Here is a 19,034-nt window from a genome sequence, read left to right as displayed (position 1 = left end):
TTCCTTTCGTTGATTGGTCGTATCGTCATGTGCAGCGGAATGCCGAAGCACGCCACCGGAAGAGGAACCCACAGAACGTTCTTCCGTTCTGCCAGGGCTGGAACAGGAGCCTGCCGAGCGGGGATCCCGCCGGCATCATCAACAACGTTTCCACTCGAACAGCGAACGCCCTGCGAACCGGATCGCGCCCTTGCGCGCGCGTTCGCTGGAGACCGGTGCTAGCGCTCGCGGAGCCCTTCCCCGGCATGCTGCCGCAATGGACTGAGCAGGTAGTCGATCACCCGTCGCTTGCCGGTCTTCACCTCGGCGCTGAGTGCCATGCCCGCGCTCATGCCCACCACTACGCCATCGATATCCAGGGTGCTGCCATCGAGACGGATCCGTGCTGGAAAGACCGAGCCCAGCGTTTCGTGTTGGGCTGCGTCGTGCGAGACGCTGATCACGCGGCCGGTCAGATAGCCGTAGCGCGTGTACGGGAAACTTTCCACCTTTACGACAACGGCCTGCCCAGCGCGGACGAAGCCGATATCCTTGTTGAGGATGGTGGCTTCCACCTCGAGCGACTCCCGTGGCACCACGGCCAGAAGCTCCTGGGCCGGAGTGACCACGCCGCCGACGGTGTGCACTGCCAGCTGCTGCACGGTGCCGGCCACGGGGGCGCGCAGGGTCATCAAGCGGTTGCGTTGCCCAGCCTTGTCCCGTTCTGGCGTTCCCTGCGCGATCTGTTGTTGTGCCTCGCGCAACTGCTCCAGGTACTGGCGCTTGGATTCGGTGAGCAGCACCCGCAGTTCTTCCTGCGCGGTGGCCAGTGAACTTTTCAGCTCACGCAGGCGATTGTGCTGCACGGCAAGATCCCGCTCGGCGCTGATCCGCTCCTGTTCGCGCAGCAGGTAGTCATGGCGCCCAACGTAGTTGCCCTGCACCAGCCGCGCATAGTCCTCCGCGCGCACCTTGGTGATCCGCGCAAGCTCGGCCATCGGCTCGATGGCCTCGGATATGGTCTGGATCTCGGCCGCCCGCTGGTCGATGGTCGCCTGCAGCCTGAGCCGGTTGGCCTGCAGCGCGTCGAACTGGCTCAGTAGCAGCTGCTGCTCGGCGGCGCGTCGTTCATCGGCGATCCCTTCGGCCTGGGGCAAGTGTGGTCGCTGCCCCGAGGACATCGCGTCAACCATCGCTGCCAGCCGCAGTGCGGTCATCCGTGATTCTGTCAGTGCAGCGTCCACCTGGCTCAGCTCTGCGCCACTGGCGGTAGTATCCAGTTCGATCAGCGGCTGCCCGGCCGCGACCTGCTGACCGTCGCGCACCAGAATACGCCGCACAACGGCGGTCTCCAGAGGCTGCACGATCTTGGTGCGCGAGTCGGCCACCATCCTTCCGGGCGCCACCGCCACGATGTCCAGCTTGCCCAGGCAGGCCCAGAGCAGAGCGACGCAGAAGAAGGCAATGATGATCCAGGCCGTCCAGCGCGCTGTCGGCGAGACGGGGGTCTCGATCAGCTCCAGGTGAGCGGGCAGGAACTCGCGCTCCGCCCGCTGGCGCGCCGGCGCTTGATGTGCATGCCGCGCTGCCCAGTGTGCACGGAACGCGCCGCAATAGCGCTGTACGAACGCCGCGCATCCTTGGAGAACGTGTTTCATGGCGTGCCCGCCTGAAGGGTGTGCAGCCGCTGGTAGGCGCCGCCCGGGCGATCAACCAGCTCGGCATGGCTGCCGGACTCGACGATGCGGCCCTTCTCCACCACCACGATCCGGTCGGCATGGCGGACCGTGGACAGTCGGTGCGCAATGATCAGCACGGTACGGCCCTTGCAGATGGCCTGCATGTTGCGCATCACCGCATGCTCCGATTCGTAGTCCAGTGCGCTGGTGGCCTCGTCCAGGATCAGGATGCGTGGCTCGGTGATCAACGCGCGGGCGATCGCCACCCGCTGCCGCTGCCCGCCGGAGAGTCCGGCGCCGTGCTCACCGACAATCGTGTCGTAGCCTTCCGGCAGCGCCACGATGAAATCATGCGCACCGGCCAGCGTCGCGGCGCGGATCACACGCTCCAAGGGCACGCCCGGGTCAGCCAGGGCGATGTTGTCGCGGATGCTGCGATTGAACAGGAAGTTCTCCTGCAGCACCACTCCCAGCTGGCGGCGCAGCCACGCTGGGTCGGCAAGCGCCAGGTCATGCCCATCGATGAGTACGCGGCCACGCTCGGGAATGTAGAGGCGCTGCACCAGCTTGGTCAGCGTGCTCTTGCCCGAGCCCGAGCGGCCGACGATGCCGATGACCTCACCGGGCTTGATCTCCAGATCGATGCCATCCAGGACCTGGGGGGCTTCGGGCCGGTAACGGAATTGCACGCGCTCGAAACTGATGCCACCCTGGATCGGCGGCAGGGCCGCGCGGCTGCCCGGCAATTCGGTACGGGTGTTGAGGATGTCGCCCAACCGCTCCACCGAAATGCCCACCTGCTGGAAGTCCTGCCAGAGCTGGGCCAGCCGGATGATCGGCGCGGCCACCTGGCCGGACAGCATGTTGAACGCGATCAACTGGCCCAGTGACAGCTTTCCTTCCAGTACCTGCCTGGCGCCAAAGAACAGGATTGCCACCCCGACCAGTTTCTGCACCAGCTGGACGCTCTGCTGCCCCACGGTAGCGGCGCGGGTGACACCGAAGCTGGCGTTGACATATCCCGCCAGCTGGTTGTCCCAGGTGCGGGTGGCCTGCGGGTCAACGGCCATCGCCTTGACCGTGCCGATGCCGCTGACCGTTTCGACCAGGAAGGACTGGTTGTCAGCCCCCCGCGCGAATTTGTCCTGCAACCGCCGGCGAAGAACCGGCGTGATACCCGCTGAGATCAACGCGTAGACGGGCAACGAAAGCACGACGATCAGGGTCAGCCAGCCGCTGTACCAGAACATGACGGCGAGGAACACCACGGTGAACAGCAGGTCCAGTACCGACGTCAGCGCATTGCCGGTCAGGAATCCCCGGATGTTCTCCAGTTCGCGCACGCGTGCGATGGTGTCGCCGACCCTGCGCGATTCGAAGTAGGCCAGCGGCAGCGTCATGACATGCCGGAACAGCCGCGCGCCCAGCTCAACATCGATCTTGCTGCTGGTGTGCGCGAAGACATAGGTGCGCAGGCCGCTGAGCACCACTTCGAACAGCGCCATGCACACCAGCCCGATGGCGATCACGTCCAACGTGGTCAGTCCGTTGTGGACCAGGACCTTGTCCATCACCACCTGGAAGAAGAGTGGCGTGACCAGCGCGAACAGCTGGATGAAGAGGGAGACGATGAAGACCTCCGCCAACATCCTGCGGTACTTGATGATTGCAGGAATGAACCAGGTGAAATCGAAGCGTGCCAGCTGCCCCAGCACCGAGGCCCGTGATGCCACCTGCAGCAGCCTGCCGGCGTAGCACGCGTCCAGTTCGCCGAGGGTCATCTGGCGCGGGCGTCGTTGCGCCAGGTCATGGATCAGCACCTCTTCGCCGTGGATGCGTGCGATGAGGAATGCCTGCCCCGACGTGTCCCATGCCAGTGCAGGAAGGCTGACCATCGGCAAACGCGCAGTGGGTATCCGCGCGACGCTGGCCTTCAGGCCCAGCTGGCGCGCCGCCAGTAGCAGGGTGGTTTCGTCGAAGGATTCACCGCTGGCCGCGAACGTATGCGACAACTGCCCCGCGTCTGCTGCTACGCCGTGGTACTGCGCAAGCAGCACCAGTCCGCGCAGGCCTAGATCGACCGTATCCTGGGAAGCGCCCCCTCTCTCCCCGTCCGCGACCGCAAGGGCCGCATTTACCTGGTTCATAACATCCCTGCTATGGGCTCACCCCTGAGCCTGTCGCGGACTATCACGAAGCCGCCGGGGAATGTCAATTGCCTCACGAATTGCGTGATGGCGCGCACGGTTGGCGCGCTCCCGGACGGTCTCAAGCGCCACGAATACGGGTGGAGGGCGATCCACGCGCGCAACCGCGACGCTGCCCGGCTGGAGCGGGCAACGCTCGTGATGAGGGGTTATCGCCGAGCATGGCTCGGCGCTACAGCGGCGCCAGCTCGCGCGCCAGGAACGGCGCTGTCCTGCTGCCTTTGGCCCGGGCCAGCTGATACGGCGTGCCCTTCGCCACGATGGTGCCACCCGCGCCGCCTGCGCCCGGGCCGACGTCAATCACCCAGTCGGCCTGTGCGACAGAACGCATGTCGTGCTCGATCATCACCACGGTATTTCCTGCGTCCACCAGCCGCTGCAACTGCACCAGCAGCCTGTCTGCGTCCAACGCATGCAGTCCGGTGGTGGGTTCATCCAGCACATACAGCGTGCGCCCGCGCTGGCTACGCTGCAGTTCGGTGGCCAGCTTGATGCGTTGCGCCTCACCGCCGGAGAGTTCGGTGGCCGGTTGGCCCAGCCGCAGGTAGCCCAGCCCGATGTCCTGCAGCAGCTGCAGCGGGCGGGCAATGGCATCCTCTTCGGCAAAGAACGCGTGCGCCTGGTCGACCGTCATCTGCAGGACCTCGGCAATGGTGCGGCCGTTCCACAACACCTTCAACGTAGCCTCGTTGTAGCGTGCGCCATGGCAGGTGGGGCACGGCGCATAGACACTGGGCATGAACAGCAGTTCGACGCTGACGAAGCCCTCGCCCTCGCAGGTCCCGCATCGGCCCTTGGCCACGTTGAACGAGAAGCGGCCCGCGTCGAAACGACGGCGGCGCGCGTCGGGCGTCGCGGCGAACAGCTTGCGCACGTGATCGAACAGGCCCGTGTAGGTGGCCAGGTTGGACCGAGGGGTGCGACCAATCGGTTTCTGGTCGACCTGCACCACGCGTTGGATGGCATCCACATCGCCGGCCAGCTTGCCCCGGGTGGCTTCGATCACGGTCGGCCCATCCGTCGGTGCGCTGTCGACACTGTCGTCCACCGGCTCGTGCCCCAGGTGCAGCAGCATCAACTCAGGCAGGGCCTGTGCCATCAGGCTGGACTTGCCCGAGCCCGAAATGCCGGTCACTGCCGTCAGTACTCCCAGCGGCACCTGTGCGTCCACGCCCTGCAGGTTGTGGCGGTGGATGCCCTTCAGCTCCAGCCAGCTGCTTGCCCTGCGCTGCCGGCTGGCAGGTGCAGGCACCTGGTCGAACAGGTACCGCGCGGTGCGCGAGCCCTCGATGCGGCGCAGGCCGTCGGGCTCGCCACTGTAGAGAACCCGCCCGCCGTGCTCGCCTGCCTGCGGTCCCACGTCCACCAGCCACTGTGCACGGCGCATCAGTTCCAGATCGTGTTCAACGACGAACACCGAGTTGCCTCCATCCCGCAGCCGCTCCAGCGCGTCGTACAGCGCCTGGCTGTCGGCCGGATGCAGGCCGGCCGAGGGCTCGTCGAGCACGTACAGCACGCCAAACAGCAACGAGCTGAGCTGCGTGGCCAGCCGCAGGCGCTGCAGTTCGCCGGCCGACAATGTGGGCGTGGCGCGATCCAGCGAGAGGTAACCCAGGCCCAGGCCACGCAGCTGCCGTACCCGCGCCATGACTCCACCCGCCAGTCGCTGCGCTGCGAGGCGCTTTTCTTCTGACAGGGCTGAGGTCAGGCGCACGTCGGGGGCGCCCGCGTGGGTCGCGCGGCCACTTGTTGCGCGTTTCGCGCGATCGCGGGGCGTCGCACTCCTGTGGGAGCGTGCGCCGTGGCTGTGTGCACTGAAGTCGCCCTGCGCAATGGGCTCGAGCAGCCCGGCCAGTTGATCCAGCGGCAGCCGCATGAACTCGCCGATGTCCACACCGGCAAAGGTGACCGAAAGCGCTTCGGGCTTCAGGCGCTTGCCCTGGCAGGCGGGGCACAGCCTGCCTTCCATGTAGCGCGAGACACGCTTGCGCATCAGCGCGCTCTGGGTAGTGGCAAAGGTGTGCAGCACGTAGCGGCGGGCGCCGGTGTAGGTGCCCATGTAGCTGGGCTCCAGCTTGCGCTTGAGCGCGGCACGCGTCTCGGCAGGCGTGAAGCCGGCATAGACGGGCACGGTCGGCGTGTCCTCGGTGAACAGGATCCACTCCCGGTCCTTCTTCGGAAGCTTCCTCCATGGCACGTCGATGTCATAGCCCAGGGTGACCAGGATGTCGCGCAGGTTCTGGCCATGCCAGGCCGGCGGCCAGGAGGCGATGGCGCGCTCGCGGATGCTCAGCGACGGGTCCGGCACCATCAGCGCTTCGGTCACTTCGTAGACATGGCCCAGCCCATGGCAGGTGCTGCAGGCACCCTGCGGCGTATTGGGCGAAAAGTCCTCGGCGTACAGCATGGGCTGATGGGCCGGGTACGCGCCTGCACGCGAATACATCATGCGCACCAGGCTGGACAGCGTGGTCACGCTGCCCACCGATGAACGTGCGTTGCTGGCACCGCGCTGCTGCTGCAGGGCCACTGCCGGCGGCAGGCCGTCGATGGCATCCACGTCGGGCACGCCGGCCTGGTCGATCAGGCGGCGCGCATAGGGTGCGACGGATTCGAAATAGCGCCGTTGCGCCTCGGCGAAGACCGTGCCGAAGGCCAGCGAGGACTTGCCGGACCCCGATACGCCAGAAAACACCACCAGCGCGTTCCGTGGAATGGAGACGTCGACATTCTTCAGGTTGTGCTCGCGTGCGCCGCGGACCTCGATGCAGCCGCTGGCTGCGGCAGCGCATGACGACTCGCCAAAGGGGGTGTGGGACATCTCAGCGTTCCTGCATTCGGTGGGCGCGCCGCGCAGGCGTGGCCGGTGGGCCATTGTCGCTGCTGCGGGGTGAATGGTGTGAGGGTGCGGGGGCGGAATGCTGCCTTCACCTCGCCTTCGTACGCCGTTGCGCGGCCGAGGGCTAACGTGGGGTACCTGCACAATGGAAGGCCGTCATGCACCCTGATGTACTTGGCTGGGCCGCCACCGCGGTACTGATGGCCACCCTGATCCGGCAGATGGTGAAGCAGTGGCGGGCGCCGAACCCTGAAGCGGTGTCGAAATGGCTGTTCGTGGGCCAGATGACCGCGTCCGCACTGTTTACGGTGTACAGCGCAATGCTGGGCAGCATCGTCTTCGTGGCCACCAATGCGATGCTGCTGTTGACGGCCGTGGTGGGCCAGGTGATGGCCTGGCGGCGTCACGGCCGGCGCCAAGCTCCCCCGCCCTGCTGAGTGTTAACGCGTGTTGCCTGAAGGTTTGACATCACGTTGCCCCACTCTTGATGGGCCCGCTGACAACGCACTCCTATGCTGGGCTCGCCACCTGATCGGTGGTGATCAACCTGGAGATGCACCATGCAACGCGATCAGAAAGACCTTCCCCACCCGGACCCGGAAGCGCAGAGCCCCGATCCTGTCAGTCCGCTGCAGGCGACGCTGCACAACCATCGCAATCATGACGAAGCGCTGCAGGAAACCTTCCCTGCCAGTGACCCGATTTCTCCCTTCATCGCTGCGCCAACACCGGAAGAGCAGGCCAAGCACCTTGGGGAGCGGGTCAAGCTGCCGGATCGCCGCACGGATAAGGAGGCCACGGGGGGCGATCGATGATCCGGCGCGGCTTCGCCCGTGTCGCGGCGGCAACGGCACGATTGTCCGGCAGCCTGGGGGCATTCGTTGCGGCGCTGGGTGTGATCATCACCTGGGCCGCCAGCGGGCCGGCGTTCCATTTCAACGACACCTGGCAACTGGTGGTGAATACGGGGACGACCATCGTGACCTTTCTGATGGTGTTCCTGATCCAGCATACGCAGAACGCCGATACGGCCGCGCTCCACATCAAGCTGGATGAGCTGATCCGGGTCAGCAAGGACGCCAACCAGGAGCTGTTGAACCTGGAGTCGATGGAGCCGGCCCACCTTGAAGAGATACGCCAGCGCTACGAGGCACTGGCCAAGACCGCTGCAGACATCAAGTCCAAGAAGGAGCGCTGCATGCCCTGCGGTGCGGACGCGGCCGCCGAAGCTTGAGGGTCAACGCTCAGGCGGCTGCCCCGCCTGCAGCGGTTCTGGTGTGAGGCCCTGCGTGGCGGGGCCCTCCAGCAGTGCCCCGGTGGCTGAAAAGCGGCTGCCGTGGCAGGGGCAGTCCCATGTGCGCTCATGCCCGTTCCATTGAACGACGCATTTGAGGTGCGGGCACAGCGCCGACATTGCGTGCAGCTGGCCGTGATCATCGCGGTAGACCGCGGTTCGCCTTCCATGCACGTCCAGAAGTGCCCCGCAGCCACGGCTCAGCTCGCCGGGTGAGTGCGACGGCGCAGCACCCAGGCGATCTGCCACCATGTGCCGCGCCACCGTGGTATTGGTGCGGGCCCAGCCGGCCGCCGAGCGCACCGGCGTGAAGCGCATGGGGCTGAGCAGCTGCTCGATCTCGCTGGCCGCGCCCCTGATCCCCTCGGCGATCGCACAAGCGGCCACGCCCGCCCAGGTCAAACCGTCCGGCCCATAGCCGGTCGCCACCCACACATTGTCGTGCGCGCTGCTGCCGATGTAGGGCAGCTGGTCGGCGGCACGGAACTGCTGCGCAGACCAGCACAGCGGCTCGCCGTGCACGATGAAGTTACGACGCGCGTCGGCGACCAGATGCTGGGCCGGATCCATCACCGGTGTTTCGCCGGTGCGATGCGTCTCGCCGACCAGCACCAGCCAGTCACGGCCATCAGTCCCGGGCACCCCGCGCAGCGAGCGGTGCCGGTCGGCGATCCAGTGAATACCTGCCGCTGGCGGATTGGCAACCGGCATCGCCACGCCGTACTCGCGGTACACCTCCATCTCTGCCTGCACCAGATTGAATCCTGCTGGCGAGTGGGTGGCGAGCACGAAGTGCCTGGCATGGATGCGGACGCCAGGGGCCGTCGCAATGCCGGCGGATGGCTCGATGCGGGTGATCCGGGTCCCGTCGTGGATGCGCACGCGGCCCGCCAGATGACGGGCCAGTTCCCTGCAGAACGCCGCCGGATCCAACTGTGCCTGATCGGGGACACGGAAGGCGTGGCCCAATGCGAACGGCAGCCCGGACTGCTGATGTTCGCACTGCAGCCCGACGCGCTGATAGGCCTGCAGCTCACGCTCGAATCGCGCCGTGACCTCTCGCGTGCGCTGCTGCACGCCATACTGCATGGTCACGCGTTCGAATCCACAGCGCAGATCGTAGCGATGAACCAGCGTTTCGATGGATCGCAGCGCCTGCTGCCGCCACTGCACGATACGGCTGGCAGTGTCACCACCCCAACGCGAGATCAGATCTGCCAGCCGCGAGACGGGCGCGTAAAGATTACCCGTGGACATCACCGTATTACGTCCGCCGATGGGCCCCGCATCAACCAGCAGCACATCCAGGCCGTCATCAGCCAAGCGGGCTGCGGTCAGCAGGCCGGTCATGCCTGCGCCCACCACCAGCACGTCGACGCGCGTCGTGCCAGCAAGGGGGCGGAAGCTATGCGACCCGGTGTCAGCTGACCACAAGCTGGCGCGCGGGGCCGGTCCAGACATGACAGAAATCCTTGCACCTTCAGCGGGGAGGCCTCTGTGATACGCCCTTGCCGGTGAAATGGCGGTGGCGCGGTCGTGCAGAAAATGCTCACACGTTGGGCGCACCGATCGCGGATCAACAATGTGTGAAGTCTGCGTAGACAACACGCCTGCGTCGCCGCTGCCGGTCGCAACCCTCCCCTTGCAGGGTGATCGCTACTGTGTGCCTCGAAGGAGGATCAGGCAGTGAGCACGCACCTGGAAATCGACCTGATGATCGCGCAACTGGAGGAAATGCTGCCAACCTGGACGGCGTTCCATCCCGAGCCGCAGTTCATCGGCATGCTCGCCGAGGCGCTGGACTACATTGCCGCCAGTGCGGATCCGGATGCCCGGCTGTATTGCGTGATGCGCACCGGGCACCTCAACGTGTGCAGCGGAGAGATCCCGTGGACGGCGCGCTATGGAGGTCGCTAGGCCGGTGGATCACGCCGCGACGACATGCGGTTCCACCAACCTCGCCAGGACATCCATCGCCGTCTCGGTTGGCGCATCATCATCGCTGTGCTGGGCGAATCCAGACCAGTCCGCGCAGGCAAGGATCTTCAACTGCTCGGGTTGCGTCGGCAGCCAGCGCATCGGCCAGAACGGGAGTCGCCGGCTGCCTACCCTGCCGCGCTGCAACTCGATGAGCCCTGCGTGGCTGGAAGCACCCACCACTCGCGAGTACGCCACCCTCAAGCCGTCTTCGGGCCCCTCCATGTACTGGAGGAAGCGGGTGCCGTCGAACAGCAGGACGCCAGTGACGCCGGCACTGCGGTTGAAGCGGCTGGCATCATCCACCAGATCGTCCAGCTTTCCGCTGCCCAGCCCGAGCGGATCACCCACAACGGCGGGGCCCGCTTCGCTGACGTAGGCGACTGCCCTGATCGGCATTGGCTGCTCCTGTAGCGACCCCCCCAGATTCCGTATCGCTAGGATAGGCCATCTGCGCTCCGGGTTTGTTCCGATCATGTGCATTTTGTGATTCCGTTGGGTTCCGGCTGACGAGCGGCAGCCAGGACGCCTCGACGCGCCCTATGCCATGGATCGTTTACGCTTGGAACAGATGACTCGGGAGCTCCCCATGCCCAATACCGGCCTTTTCCATGTTCTGGAGCTGGACGCCGCTTCCGGTGTGCAGGGTATTGAGCGCGTCAGGTCCATTCGCGTGCGTTGCAACACCTGCGGCAGGATTACGCAGTTGTCTGGAGGCGAGTTGGGAGCGGTACCCGGTGGAACGACGCTGGTATGCGGTGCCTGCTCGTCGCGCCAGACGGTCAGCAACGCACGGTTGGTTGAATGCGATCATGTCTTGCCCAGTACCGCGCAGCCGCCCGAAGCGTAGGTGCGGGCTACGGGTCTGCCTGCGCCCATCGCGCCAGATTCTGCTTCACCTTCCCGATACCGGCCCAGGGGTCCTTGCGGCGCCGTTTGAGCCTTGCTGGCACGTCCTTGATCGTGAACGCGTCTGCGCGCTTGAGTTTCGCCAGGTCGCCCCACGCGATCGGCAGCGCGACCGGTGCCCCCGGCCTGGCCCGCAGCGAGTAGGACGCCACCGCCGTCGCACCGCGCCCGTTGCGCAGATAGTCGACGAAGATCCGCTTGTTGCGGAGGCTTTTGGTGGCCGTTGCCAGGAAGCGCTGGGGCTCGGATTGCGCCAGCGCGTCGGCGAAACCCTTGGCAAAGCGCTTGGTCAGGTCCCAATCGCATCCCGGGTTGAGCGGCACGACCACGTGCAGGCCCTTGCCGCCGGATACCCGCAGGAACGATTCCAGCTCCAGCTGCGCCAGCAGTTTGCGGATGTCGTTGGCCGCTTTCTTGACCTCGGCAAAGGGTACGTCTGGCCCTGGATCCAGATCGAACACCACCCGGTCGGCCTGGTCGGGCGCCTCGGCATGGCTGCCCCAGGGGTGGAACTCCAATGCGTTGAACTGCACCAGTTCAAGCAGACTGGCTGCGTCGCGCACCACCAGGTACTGGGCGTTGATCCCGCTTTCCTCCTTCAGCCTTACCGAATCAACCAGCTCCAGTCCGGCTGTATGGTGTTTCTGGAAGAAGCAGGGTTTTGCGGTGCCACTCGGGCATCGGATGATCGACAGCGGACGATCAACCACCTCGGGCAGGAGGTGCTCCATCACTGCTGCGTAGTACTCCCATACCTCCTGCTTGGTGTAGCCATCGCCAGGAAACAGGATCTTGCCGGGTGACGACAGCGTGGGGGGGCTGCGGTCGGCAGCGGGTGACTTTTTCGCATCGCGCGCAGGACGCGGGGGCGCGGGCTTTCCACCAGAGGCCGTGGCCGGCCCGGAGCGATCTGAATCACCGAGATCGGCGATGCCCTTGTCCGTCCGCACCGCCTTCAGCGACGCCTGGCGCAACAGCTTCTGCCCGCCAATCCCGCGATAGAAGACCTCCACCACGAAACGCGGTTCGAACCACGTCGCGGCGCGCAGGTCGGTGTCCTGCGTGGGCACGTATGCGGTTGGCTTGCGGCCGCCGCCGCCCTTGATGCGCCTGCTGACGTCGCCAATCAGTTCGTCCGAGAACCCGGACCCGACGCGGCCGGCGTAGAGCCAGCCATGCTTTGCGTCTGGCCGGGCCAGCAGCAGCGAGCCAAAGCCGGTGCGGCTGCCTTTGGGTGCGGTGTATCCCACCACCGCGAACTCGTCGCTGGCCAGCTGCTTCGTCTTGCGCCAGTCTTCGCTGCGGCCGCTGTGGTAGCTGCGATCACCGCGCTTGGAAATGATGCCTTCGAAGTGCTGCTCACCGGCCAGGCGGTAGGCCTCCTCGCCATCTCCCTGTACATGCGAACTGAATGCCAGTGGGCTGCCCTGCCCTTCAAGCACCGATTGCAGCAGGGCCTTGCGTTCCAGCAGGGGGGCATCGGCGACGTCCACGCCATCGAGATGCAGCAGATCGAACAGTGCATACGTCAGGACGCCCTGCCTCTCGCCGGAAAGCGTGGCCTGGAGCAGGTTGAAGTCCTCCTTGGTGCCAGCACCGGCGATCAGCTCGCCGTCCAGTGCTGCCGAGGTCAAGCCCAGGGCCGCGATCGCGTCACGTATCTCGGGAAGTTTGCCGGTCCATTCCAGCGCGTTCCGTGACCACAGCTGCACGTTGCCCTCAACGACAGTGGCAAGGATGCGGTAACCATCCCATTTGATCTCATGCACCCACTGCCCGCCCTGGGGCGGCGCTTCGCCCAGCCTGGCCAACTGCGGCTCGAACGGCCCGGACGGCGCCGCTGCCCTCCTTGCCCTGCTGAGCGCAAGGGCCTTCTTCGACCAGCTCTTTCGCCGGGTGCGTGTGGCAGGCACCGCTGTCAGCCGCTTCTTCGCGGCCTTGCCGGCCCCGGCGTGCTTCAGATCCTCCGGTGGCGGCGCAGCGACATCGGCCAGCAGGTCGTCTGCCTCAAGGTCGCTGGCGAAGGCATCGTCCTCCTTGAACAGCAGCCACTGCGGCTGGCGCGCAGGCTTTCCCGACCGGACCAGATGCCAGCCGCCTTTCAGCTTGGTACCGAACAGTTCGAAGCGGAGATGGCCCTTGGCGAGCTGGGCTTCCGGATCGCCCTGCGTGGCCCATACGCCGCGGTCAAACCGGGCGACATGGCCGCCGCCATACTGGCCCTTTGGAATCTCACCCTCGAAGGCCGCGTAATCCACGGGGTGATCTTCCACTTCCACCGCCATGCGCTTGACCTTCGGGTCGTAACTTGGGCCCTTGGGAACGGCCCAGCTCTTCAGCGCATCACCAACCTGCAGGCGGAAGTCATAGTGCCTGCGGCTGGCATGATGCAGCTGGACCACGAATATGGCGCGCTGGCCTTTCGGCAGCGCCTTGCCCGGTTCGGGCTCCTGGGTCTGGTCAAAACGACGCTTGCGGCGATACTCGACCAAGGACATGGCCAGCTCCGCGCTATCTGCCCAGGTGCTTGCGTACAGCAACCGCCGTGGGCCCGACCGCCGCGACGGCCGCGCGAAGTTCTTCGGCGGACACGCCCAGCGTCGCGGTCCAGTACCGCAGCTCATAATCCTCGTTGACGTTGATGCGATCCCGGTCCGGGCTGCCAACGTTCTTCCTGTCATCGCTCATGGGAGTCTCCAGCGTGATCGGGGGTGAACTGACCGTACCGGCCATTCCATGGGCACGGAGCGATGCCACTGTGAAGCCATGGCGAAGGCCGGCGGCCGCGCGGTAGATCCAGTCCTGAAGAGACACCACTTCGTGAAGGCAGTGCGTAGGGTCCGCGTGGGAGCTCACATGCCGCCTTCACTCATCCCCCGCCTGATCGCAACCGACCAGACCCTACGCTGACTGCTCCACTCACTGCGGAGCCCAGTATGGCTATCAAGACGGCCGAAGACCTGTTCATCCACGAACTCTCGGACATCTACAGCGCCGAGAAGCAGCTGACCAAGGCGCTTCCGCGCCTGGCCCGTGCGGCCGAGAATCCGGATCTGGCCGCGGCGTTCGAGACGCACCTGGAGGAAACCCAGGGACAGATCGAACGCATCGACCAGGTGGTCGAGGTGCTCGGCATCCGCCTGAAGCGCATCAAGTGCGCGGCGATGGAAGGCCTGGTCGAGGAAGGCAAGGAGGTGATCGACAGCATCGACAAGGGGCCGGTGCGCGATGCTGCCCTGATCGGTGGCGCGCAGAAGGTCGAGCATTACGAAATTGCCTCCTACGGAACGATCGCCGCGTTGGCCAAGCAGCTGGGCTACAAGGATGCCCTGCCGTTGCTGCTGGAGACGCTGGAGGAAGAAAAGGCGACCGACGAGAAGCTGACCCTGCTGGCCAAGGGCGGCGGCAATGCCAAGGCCGCGCAGGCCGCCTGAGCGGCATCGCACGGAGCCCGGCCGCCACGGAAGGCGGCCTCAGGGTCTGTACAGCACCTGATCGATCGGGCAGAAGAACGTGCGCCGCCGCGTCGTACCCATGTACAGCTTGCTGATCGGGCCACCACAGAGCGGGCACACCTTGCGCGTATGCACCTGCCAGTGCTTCTTCAACTCGAAGCGCCGTTTCCACTCCAGGAACTCAAAGCTGTAGGTGCGTGCCTGCGTGATCATGGCGGTCAGCTTGCGCGGCGGCAGGTCACCCAGGCGCGTGGCCGGATGCACGCCGATCCGGAACAGCACCTCGTTCTTGATGATGTTGCCGACGCCGGCGAAGATCGCCTGGTCCAGAAGCGCATCGCAGACCAGGGTGTTGGGCAGCGCCTTCAGCTTGCGCCGGGCCAGCTTCGGATCCCAGGCGTCGTTCATCACATCCGCCCGCCAGTCGTAGACGTCGTTCAACGGCTCGTCGATCAGCCGGACCGAACACGCATAGAAATTCAGTTCGCCGTTGTCGAATGCCAGCGAGACCCGTGCGGGCGTCGGCTTCCGCTCGTCGATGCGCCAGCTGCCGAACATCATCAGATGGATGCGCAGCGTGTGATGGCTGAATTCCAGCAGGAAGTGCTTGCCCCAGCTGCGAACCGACTTGACCCTGCGGCCCTGCAGCGGTGACAGGTCGATGCGGCTGTTGCCGGAAACGCCTCGTACGACGTGACCCTTGAAACGGCTCGCGGCTTCACGCAGCAGGACAATGGACGGGCCCTCAGGCATGCGCGTGCTCCCGCAGCAGTGTCTGCAGGCGCAGGGCGTTACCGGTCGCGTGGCCCAGCGCGGTGTTGTCCAGTACGCACCAGGCACGGCGCTGCGCGGCGGCTTCGCGCTGCAGCTGCTCGGCCAGGCCCACCAGCGCCTGCTCGCTGTAGGCGCTGCGATAGATCTGCGGCTGCCCGTGCCAGCGCCAGTAGCTCCACGTGCGGTCACCGCCCGGGACCGCTGCTGCGGGTACCCGGGCCGGGTCAGCCGCGACCCGTGCGATGCCATGGTCGCTCAGCAGCGCATCGACGTCCGCAGTGAACCAACTGGGATGGCGCGGTTCGCAGGCGACATCAACCGAGGTGCGTGCGCGCAGTCCGTGCAGGAATTCGGTCACGGTTGCCGGCTCATACGCCAGGCTGGGCGGCAGCTGGAGCAGCAGCGGCCCCAGCCTGTCCCCCAGCGCCATCACGCCATCAAGGAACAGCGCCAGCGGCTGCATCGTGTCGCGCAGCCGGCGTTCATGGCTGATCAGGCGTGGCAGTTTCACTGCGAAGCGGAAACCTGCGGGCACGCTGGCGGCCCACCGGGCGTAGGTCGCCGCCTGGTGGGGGCGGTAGAACGAGGAATTGATCTCGACCATCGGCAGGCGGGTGGCATAGCGCTGCAGCACGCTGTCGCCGGCGCCGAACGCCGTCTGCGCTGCCCGCGACAGCGACCAGCCAGCGCAGCCGATACGTACCTGGCCTGGCGTGCCCGGGGCGTCGGCTGCGTTCATCGTGCCACCGGTCCGTCTGGCTCCAGCAACAGGCCGTCGCCGCCGCCTGGCGGTGCCTGTGCCACCAATTGCAGTCGATCAAGCGCACTGGTGCCCGGGGCGAGTGCGGAGGCGCTGCGCACGAAGCCGGTCCAGTCGGAGATCGCGATCTTTCCCAGCGCCAGCTCATCCACCCGCACGCTGTGCATTTGCCAGTGCGGAAACTGCCGCCTCCCCACCCTGCCCCGGTTCAGCTCGACCAGGCCGTTGTGGCTGCCGGCCGCCAGGATGCGGGTGTAGGCCGCGCCGACGCCGGCCTCGGGGCCTTCGAGATATTGCAGGAAGCGAGTGCCGTCGAACAGGAGGACGCCGGTCACATCAGCAGATTCGTTGAACAGCATCGCGTCGGTGACAAGTCGCTGCAGCCGCTCTGCAGTCAGGTTTCGGGTGGCTTCACTTACATATGCGATGGCACGAAGAGGCATGACAGCACCGGGTTGTTGCAGTGGGCTCTACCTTAGCGCTGCGGATCAAACGCGCGGTGACACCGGCGTGGAGGCGGCGTTGAACCTGGACGTGCCGACGCCGCGCTGCGTTGACACCCGGCGCCAGCACCGCGGCCGCCGTGCCGTGTCACCCGCAGGTCGATTCGCATTCGTGGAGAACGCATGAGGAAGTACGTGGCCGCGCATGACACCACGTTGGCGGTCGTGCCACCGCGGTCTAGCGGCGGATCTGGAAGATGGTCGCTGCCGCCAATCGGGCGGCGCACTCCAAGGAGACTTTCCATGGCCAACCAGAACCAGAACCAGGGCAGCAGCAACCGCGGCTTCGCTTCGATGGACGAGGACAAGCAGCGCGAGATCGCCGCCAAGGGCGGCCGCGCCGCGCATGAGTCGGGCAACGCCCACGAATTCAGCTCTGAAGAAGCGCGCGAAGCCGGTCGCAAGGGCGGCGAAGCGGTGAGCCAGGATCGCCAGCATATGGCCGACATCGGCCGCGAAGGCGGCCAGAACAGCCATGGCGGCGGCAACCAGGGCGGCAACCAAGGCGGCCGGCAGCAGCAACAGGAACGTGGTGGCAACAACAACCGCGGTGGCCAGCAGCGTTGATCGATACTGACCGGTTGCACGCTATGTGGGCGGACAGCGTGTCCGCCCACTTTTTTTACGCAATGCGAGGGGCGGACGCCTGCCCCGGCCTTGACCGGCGTCAAGGCTCCCGTGGCGGCAGGTCGAGCGCGCCGGCCCCCGGCCCTGCGCCCAGTTCGGCACCGGTTGTCGGTCGTGCTTCGGGGTCGGAGAGCGTACGCAGGGTCATGGCCTGCACCGCGGCCTGCTCGCGTGGGGCCAGGCCTACCGTAGCGCTGCCGTCGCCGCCATCCACAGCGGCCTGGGCCTCGCGGTCGCTGACCCGCTCCCACAGTTCGCCGCTGTTCCAGCTGCCCAGCGGATCATCCGCGCCGTCGCCCTGGGACATGTCCATGTAAAGGTCGGTAAAGGCGGGATCACCCGGCAGCTTGCCCGGGGGGAAATGGGGCTGGATGCTGTGCAAGGCCTTTTCGAAGGATTTCAGGTGCGCGACTTCGCGCGTCATCAGGAAGCGCAGTGCATCCTTGATGCCTGGATCGTCGGTGACCGTGATCAGTCGTTCGTAGACCAGCTTGGCGCGGGCTTCCGCGGCGATGTTCGAGCGCAGATCGGCGGTGGGCTCCCCGATCGAATCGACGTAGGCCGCCGTCCACGGAACACCGCTCGAATTGACCAGCGCCGGGCCGCCGCCGTACAGGAGCTGCTCGGTATGGCTGGTGCTGTTCTGGCCGAGCAGGCGCATGTCCTCGGCTTCGGCAAGCCCCTCGGACTGGATGGCCTTCGGGCCGCGGTTGAGCATGGCGATGATGGTGCCGATGATCTCCAGGTGGCTGATCTCTTCGGTGGCGATGTCCATCAGCAGGTCCTTGCGGCCGGGATCGCATTCGCCGAGTCCTTGGGTGAAGTAACGCATCGCGGCCGCCAGTTCGCCTTGCGGGCCGCCGAACTGTTCCAGCATGAGGCTGGCAAGCTGCGGGTTGGATTCGCGCACGCGCACGGTGTACATCAGCTTCTTGTGGTGAAAGAACATGGGGCTGTCTCCTGTGTCTGGCAGGCGCGATCGGGATCAGCGCTTGGCCTGGGCGCCGGGCGTTTCGTCCCGGTTGAGGAACGCGCCGACCAGGCTGTCCTGGTGTTCTTCCAGCCAGCGCGCCATGGCGATCTCTTCCTGCAGGATCTGGCCGCATACGGCCGCGATGTCCGGTGCGGCGGCACGTTCGGCCGCGATCACCAGCGCCCGGTAGGTGGCGATCTCGGTGTTTTCGAAGCCAAAGGAGATACCGACGCTCTTGACGACCTCGTCTTCCATCAGGCTGTTGCCGGCAGCGTGGATGGCTGCGGTCACGCTGGCGAACAGCCCCTTCGCGGTGGGCACGCTGCCACCCAGCGATTCAATACACTCGCGCAGGGAGGCGGCCTGCTGCTGCGTCTCCTGCACATGCTGGCCGATACGTGCGGCAAGCTGGGGATAGTTCTCGATGCGCGAAGCCATGGCCTTCATCATGGTCTCCGCCTCCTGCTCCATGGCGTAGGCGTCCTGTAGCCACTTCAGCAGGCGCTCGCTGCGGGCGGTGTTCTGGTCTGCCATCACGGTCTCCGGTAGTGGGGCGACATGCCTCCGGAGACCATGGTGGCGAGACGGCAATCACTGCTCCGTCGCCCGGCGTGAACCGCCGGGCGTGCACACTGCACCTGGCACTGATGCCGTCATAACATCCGCACGTGCCTGGCAACGCCGAGTGTGCGGTCAGGCCGGCATCGCGCCGGACGCTACTGCTGCGCTACCAGCGTTGCGATGAGAGCCTGTCGCGACCACGAATGCGCCTGCTGACGCCTTCAATGCCTGGATCACCCGATGCTGCGCACGGTGCGCGCCACCTTCCACGCCCACGACGTAGACAAAGCGGCCATCGAACTTGGCCTGGGCGCCCTCCAGCACGTCATCCTCCTGCAGGGTGCGCTTCAGCGACTTCATCCATGCCCGTTCGGGGGCGCGATCCAGCTCCACGACGATCGCAGCGCCGCCGCAATCCAGGGACATGCATTCCACGCGCAGTGCGCAGGGGATGGTGGGATCGGTAGCGTATCGAGGCATGGCCGTGGCTCCAGTGC

Annotated in this window: 20 protein-coding genes; 7 read left to right on the top strand and 13 right to left on the bottom strand. The window is 66.0% G+C overall.

All coding sequences use genetic code 11. The annotated features are described in order from the left end of the window. Positions 1 to 218: 218 nt before the first annotated feature. The 3 genes from ARC23_RS02525 to ARC23_RS02515 form a co-directional block, all read right to left on the bottom strand. Positions 219 to 1,637 carry an HlyD family type I secretion periplasmic adaptor subunit gene (locus ARC23_RS02525; RefSeq protein WP_057495768.1) on the bottom strand — a complete coding sequence of 473 codons (1,419 nt, stop codon included), beginning with the start codon at positions 1,635 to 1,637 and terminating at the stop codon, positions 219 to 221. Further along, complete coding sequence (locus tag ARC23_RS02520; RefSeq protein ID WP_057495767.1) at positions 1,634 to 3,805, bottom strand: type I secretion system permease/ATPase; 2,172 nt, start codon at positions 3,803 to 3,805, stop codon at positions 1,634 to 1,636. Before ARC23_RS02520 ends, ARC23_RS02525 begins: the two co-directional genes overlap by 4 nt. A 232-nt stretch (positions 3,806 to 4,037) precedes the next feature. Further along, positions 4,038 to 6,686, bottom strand: coding sequence for an excinuclease ABC subunit UvrA (locus ARC23_RS02515; RefSeq protein WP_057495766.1), 2,649 nt, complete (start codon positions 6,684 to 6,686; stop codon positions 4,038 to 4,040). 176 nt (positions 6,687 to 6,862) lie between these two features. Between ARC23_RS02515 and ARC23_RS02510 the strand changes: the two genes are divergently transcribed. The 3 genes from ARC23_RS02510 (at position 6,863) to ARC23_RS02500 (ending at position 7,938) form a co-directional block, all read left to right on the top strand. Beyond that, the gene (locus tag ARC23_RS02510) at positions 6,863 to 7,141 is read left to right on the top strand and encodes a hypothetical protein (protein WP_057495765.1); all 279 of its coding nucleotides are present in this window, start codon (positions 6,863 to 6,865) and stop codon (positions 7,139 to 7,141) included. A gap of 123 nt (positions 7,142 to 7,264) precedes the next feature. Beyond that, the gene (locus ARC23_RS02505) at positions 7,265 to 7,519 is read left to right on the top strand and encodes a hypothetical protein (protein WP_057495764.1); all 255 of its coding nucleotides are present in this window, start codon (positions 7,265 to 7,267) and stop codon (positions 7,517 to 7,519) included. Further along, the gene (locus ARC23_RS02500; RefSeq protein ID WP_057495763.1) at positions 7,516 to 7,938 is read left to right on the top strand and encodes a low affinity iron permease family protein; all 423 of its coding nucleotides are present in this window, start codon (positions 7,516 to 7,518) and stop codon (positions 7,936 to 7,938) included. The genes ARC23_RS02505 and ARC23_RS02500 overlap by 4 nt, the downstream gene beginning before the upstream one ends. 3 nt (positions 7,939 to 7,941) lie before the next feature. Here ARC23_RS02500 and ARC23_RS02495 read toward each other — a convergent pair whose 3' ends face one another. Next, positions 7,942 to 9,459 carry an FAD-dependent oxidoreductase gene (locus tag ARC23_RS02495; protein WP_057495762.1) on the bottom strand — a complete coding sequence of 506 codons (1,518 nt, stop codon included), beginning with the start codon at positions 9,457 to 9,459 and terminating at the stop codon, positions 7,942 to 7,944. Between the two features lie 225 nt (positions 9,460 to 9,684). Between ARC23_RS02495 and ARC23_RS02490 the strand changes: the two genes are divergently transcribed. Further along, positions 9,685 to 9,915, top strand: a complete 231-nt coding sequence (locus tag ARC23_RS02490) for a hypothetical protein (RefSeq protein WP_057495761.1) — start codon at positions 9,685 to 9,687, stop codon at positions 9,913 to 9,915. Between the two features lie 9 nt (positions 9,916 to 9,924). On the opposite strand, the gene ARC23_RS02485 is transcribed toward ARC23_RS02490, so the two are convergent. After that, entirely contained in the window at positions 9,925 to 10,374 is a 450-nt protein-coding gene (locus ARC23_RS02485) for a BLUF domain-containing protein (RefSeq protein WP_057495760.1), read from the bottom strand. A 190-nt stretch (positions 10,375 to 10,564) separates the two neighbouring features. Here ARC23_RS02485 and ARC23_RS20270 point away from each other — a divergent pair, with 190 nt between their 5' ends. Further along, positions 10,565 to 10,825 (top strand): hypothetical protein, encoded by a 261-nt coding sequence (locus tag ARC23_RS20270; protein ID WP_238985170.1) that lies wholly within the window; start codon positions 10,565 to 10,567, stop codon positions 10,823 to 10,825. 7 nt (positions 10,826 to 10,832) lie between these two features. On the opposite strand, the gene ligD is transcribed toward ARC23_RS20270, so the two are convergent. Together ligD and ARC23_RS20265 are read right to left on the bottom strand one after the other, a co-directional pair. Then, positions 10,833 to 13,382, bottom strand: coding sequence for a DNA ligase D (ligD, locus tag ARC23_RS02480; RefSeq protein WP_057495759.1), 2,550 nt, complete (start codon positions 13,380 to 13,382; stop codon positions 10,833 to 10,835). Positions 13,383 to 13,395: 13 nt separating this feature from the next. Further along, complete coding sequence (locus tag ARC23_RS20265) at positions 13,396 to 13,572, bottom strand: DUF3606 domain-containing protein (RefSeq protein WP_080392996.1); 177 nt, start codon at positions 13,570 to 13,572, stop codon at positions 13,396 to 13,398. A 248-nt stretch (positions 13,573 to 13,820) separates the two neighbouring features. On the opposite strand from ARC23_RS20265, the gene ARC23_RS02475 reads away from it, so the two are divergent. Further along, on the top strand, positions 13,821 to 14,318 hold the full coding sequence (locus ARC23_RS02475) for a YciE/YciF ferroxidase family protein (RefSeq protein WP_005416567.1): 498 nt from the start codon (positions 13,821 to 13,823) through the stop codon (positions 14,316 to 14,318). A 39-nt stretch (positions 14,319 to 14,357) separates the two neighbouring features. Here the strand turns inward: ARC23_RS02475 and ARC23_RS02470 are convergent, their stop codons facing one another. The 3 genes from ARC23_RS02470 to ARC23_RS02460 are packed head-to-tail and all read right to left on the bottom strand — an operon-like array spanning position 14,358 to position 16,316. Then, positions 14,358 to 15,092, bottom strand: a complete 735-nt coding sequence (locus tag ARC23_RS02470) for a DNA-formamidopyrimidine glycosylase family protein (protein WP_057495758.1) — start codon at positions 15,090 to 15,092, stop codon at positions 14,358 to 14,360. Next, positions 15,085 to 15,852 (bottom strand): DUF72 domain-containing protein, encoded by a 768-nt coding sequence (locus tag ARC23_RS02465; protein WP_057495757.1) that lies wholly within the window; start codon positions 15,850 to 15,852, stop codon positions 15,085 to 15,087. The genes ARC23_RS02470 and ARC23_RS02465 overlap by 8 nt, the downstream gene beginning before the upstream one ends. Continuing rightward, on the bottom strand, positions 15,849 to 16,316 hold the full coding sequence (locus ARC23_RS02460; RefSeq protein ID WP_057495756.1) for a BLUF domain-containing protein: 468 nt from the start codon (positions 16,314 to 16,316) through the stop codon (positions 15,849 to 15,851). The genes ARC23_RS02465 and ARC23_RS02460 overlap by 4 nt, the downstream gene beginning before the upstream one ends. 303 nt (positions 16,317 to 16,619) lie before the next feature. On the opposite strand from ARC23_RS02460, the gene ARC23_RS02455 reads away from it, so the two are divergent. Beyond that, complete coding sequence (locus tag ARC23_RS02455; protein ID WP_046430680.1) at positions 16,620 to 16,943, top strand: KGG domain-containing protein; 324 nt, start codon at positions 16,620 to 16,622, stop codon at positions 16,941 to 16,943. A gap of 100 nt (positions 16,944 to 17,043) precedes the next feature. Here ARC23_RS02455 and ARC23_RS02450 read toward each other — a convergent pair whose 3' ends face one another. The 3 genes from ARC23_RS02450 to ARC23_RS02440 all read right to left on the bottom strand — a co-directional run bounded on the left by ARC23_RS02450 (position 17,044) and on the right by ARC23_RS02440 (position 19,017). Beyond that, complete coding sequence (locus ARC23_RS02450; protein ID WP_057495755.1) at positions 17,044 to 17,952, bottom strand: manganese catalase family protein; 909 nt, start codon at positions 17,950 to 17,952, stop codon at positions 17,044 to 17,046. 36 nt (positions 17,953 to 17,988) lie between these two features. After that, positions 17,989 to 18,510 (bottom strand): ferritin-like domain-containing protein, encoded by a 522-nt coding sequence (locus ARC23_RS02445; RefSeq protein ID WP_057495754.1) that lies wholly within the window; start codon positions 18,508 to 18,510, stop codon positions 17,989 to 17,991. 159 nt (positions 18,511 to 18,669) lie between these two features. Beyond that, positions 18,670 to 19,017, bottom strand: coding sequence for a hypothetical protein (locus tag ARC23_RS02440; RefSeq protein ID WP_238985169.1), 348 nt, complete (start codon positions 19,015 to 19,017; stop codon positions 18,670 to 18,672). Positions 19,018 to 19,034: the final 17 nt, after the last annotated feature.

Origin of the sequence: Stenotrophomonas beteli (genome assembly GCF_001431665.1) — a bacterium.
Taxonomy (GTDB): domain Bacteria; phylum Pseudomonadota; class Gammaproteobacteria; order Xanthomonadales; family Xanthomonadaceae; genus Stenotrophomonas; species Stenotrophomonas beteli.
The sequence above is the reverse complement of the archived record's forward strand: the minus strand, read 5'-3'. Positions and strand labels throughout refer to the sequence as shown.

What these genes read in the sequence shown, in the direction of transcription:
- ARC23_RS02525 (WP_057495768.1), bottom strand. Translation starts at nt 1,637, where the DNA reads ATGAAACACGTTCTCCAAGGATGCGCGGCGTTCGTACAGCGCTATTGC.
- ARC23_RS02520 (WP_057495767.1), bottom strand. Translation starts at nt 3,805, where the DNA reads ATGAACCAGGTAAATGCGGCCCTTGCGGTCGCGGACGGGGAGAGAGGG.
- ARC23_RS02515 (WP_057495766.1), bottom strand. Translation starts at nt 6,686, where the DNA reads ATGTCCCACACCCCCTTTGGCGAGTCGTCATGCGCTGCCGCAGCCAGC.
- ARC23_RS02510 (WP_057495765.1), top strand. Translation starts at nt 6,863, where the DNA reads ATGCACCCTGATGTACTTGGCTGGGCCGCCACCGCGGTACTGATGGCC.
- ARC23_RS02505 (WP_057495764.1), top strand. Translation starts at nt 7,265, where the DNA reads ATGCAACGCGATCAGAAAGACCTTCCCCACCCGGACCCGGAAGCGCAG.
- ARC23_RS02500 (WP_057495763.1), top strand. Translation starts at nt 7,516, where the DNA reads ATGATCCGGCGCGGCTTCGCCCGTGTCGCGGCGGCAACGGCACGATTG.
- ARC23_RS02495 (WP_057495762.1), bottom strand. Translation starts at nt 9,459, where the DNA reads ATGTCTGGACCGGCCCCGCGCGCCAGCTTGTGGTCAGCTGACACCGGG.
- ARC23_RS02485 (WP_057495760.1), bottom strand. Translation starts at nt 10,374, where the DNA reads ATGCCGATCAGGGCAGTCGCCTACGTCAGCGAAGCGGGCCCCGCCGTT.
- ARC23_RS20270 (WP_238985170.1), top strand. Translation starts at nt 10,565, where the DNA reads ATGCCCAATACCGGCCTTTTCCATGTTCTGGAGCTGGACGCCGCTTCC.
- ligD (WP_057495759.1), bottom strand. Translation starts at nt 13,382, where the DNA reads ATGTCCTTGGTCGAGTATCGCCGCAAGCGTCGTTTTGACCAGACCCAG.
- ARC23_RS20265 (WP_080392996.1), bottom strand. Translation starts at nt 13,572, where the DNA reads ATGAGCGATGACAGGAAGAACGTTGGCAGCCCGGACCGGGATCGCATC.
- ARC23_RS02475 (WP_005416567.1), top strand. Translation starts at nt 13,821, where the DNA reads ATGGCTATCAAGACGGCCGAAGACCTGTTCATCCACGAACTCTCGGAC.
- ARC23_RS02470 (WP_057495758.1), bottom strand. Translation starts at nt 15,092, where the DNA reads ATGCCTGAGGGCCCGTCCATTGTCCTGCTGCGTGAAGCCGCGAGCCGT.
- ARC23_RS02465 (WP_057495757.1), bottom strand. Translation starts at nt 15,852, where the DNA reads ATGAACGCAGCCGACGCCCCGGGCACGCCAGGCCAGGTACGTATCGGC.
- ARC23_RS02460 (WP_057495756.1), bottom strand. Translation starts at nt 16,316, where the DNA reads ATGCCTCTTCGTGCCATCGCATATGTAAGTGAAGCCACCCGAAACCTG.
- ARC23_RS02455 (WP_046430680.1), top strand. Translation starts at nt 16,620, where the DNA reads ATGGCCAACCAGAACCAGAACCAGGGCAGCAGCAACCGCGGCTTCGCT.
- ARC23_RS02450 (WP_057495755.1), bottom strand. Translation starts at nt 17,952, where the DNA reads ATGTTCTTTCACCACAAGAAGCTGATGTACACCGTGCGCGTGCGCGAA.
- ARC23_RS02445 (WP_057495754.1), bottom strand. Translation starts at nt 18,510, where the DNA reads ATGGCAGACCAGAACACCGCCCGCAGCGAGCGCCTGCTGAAGTGGCTA.
- ARC23_RS02440 (WP_238985169.1), bottom strand. Translation starts at nt 19,017, where the DNA reads ATGCCTCGATACGCTACCGATCCCACCATCCCCTGCGCACTGCGCGTG.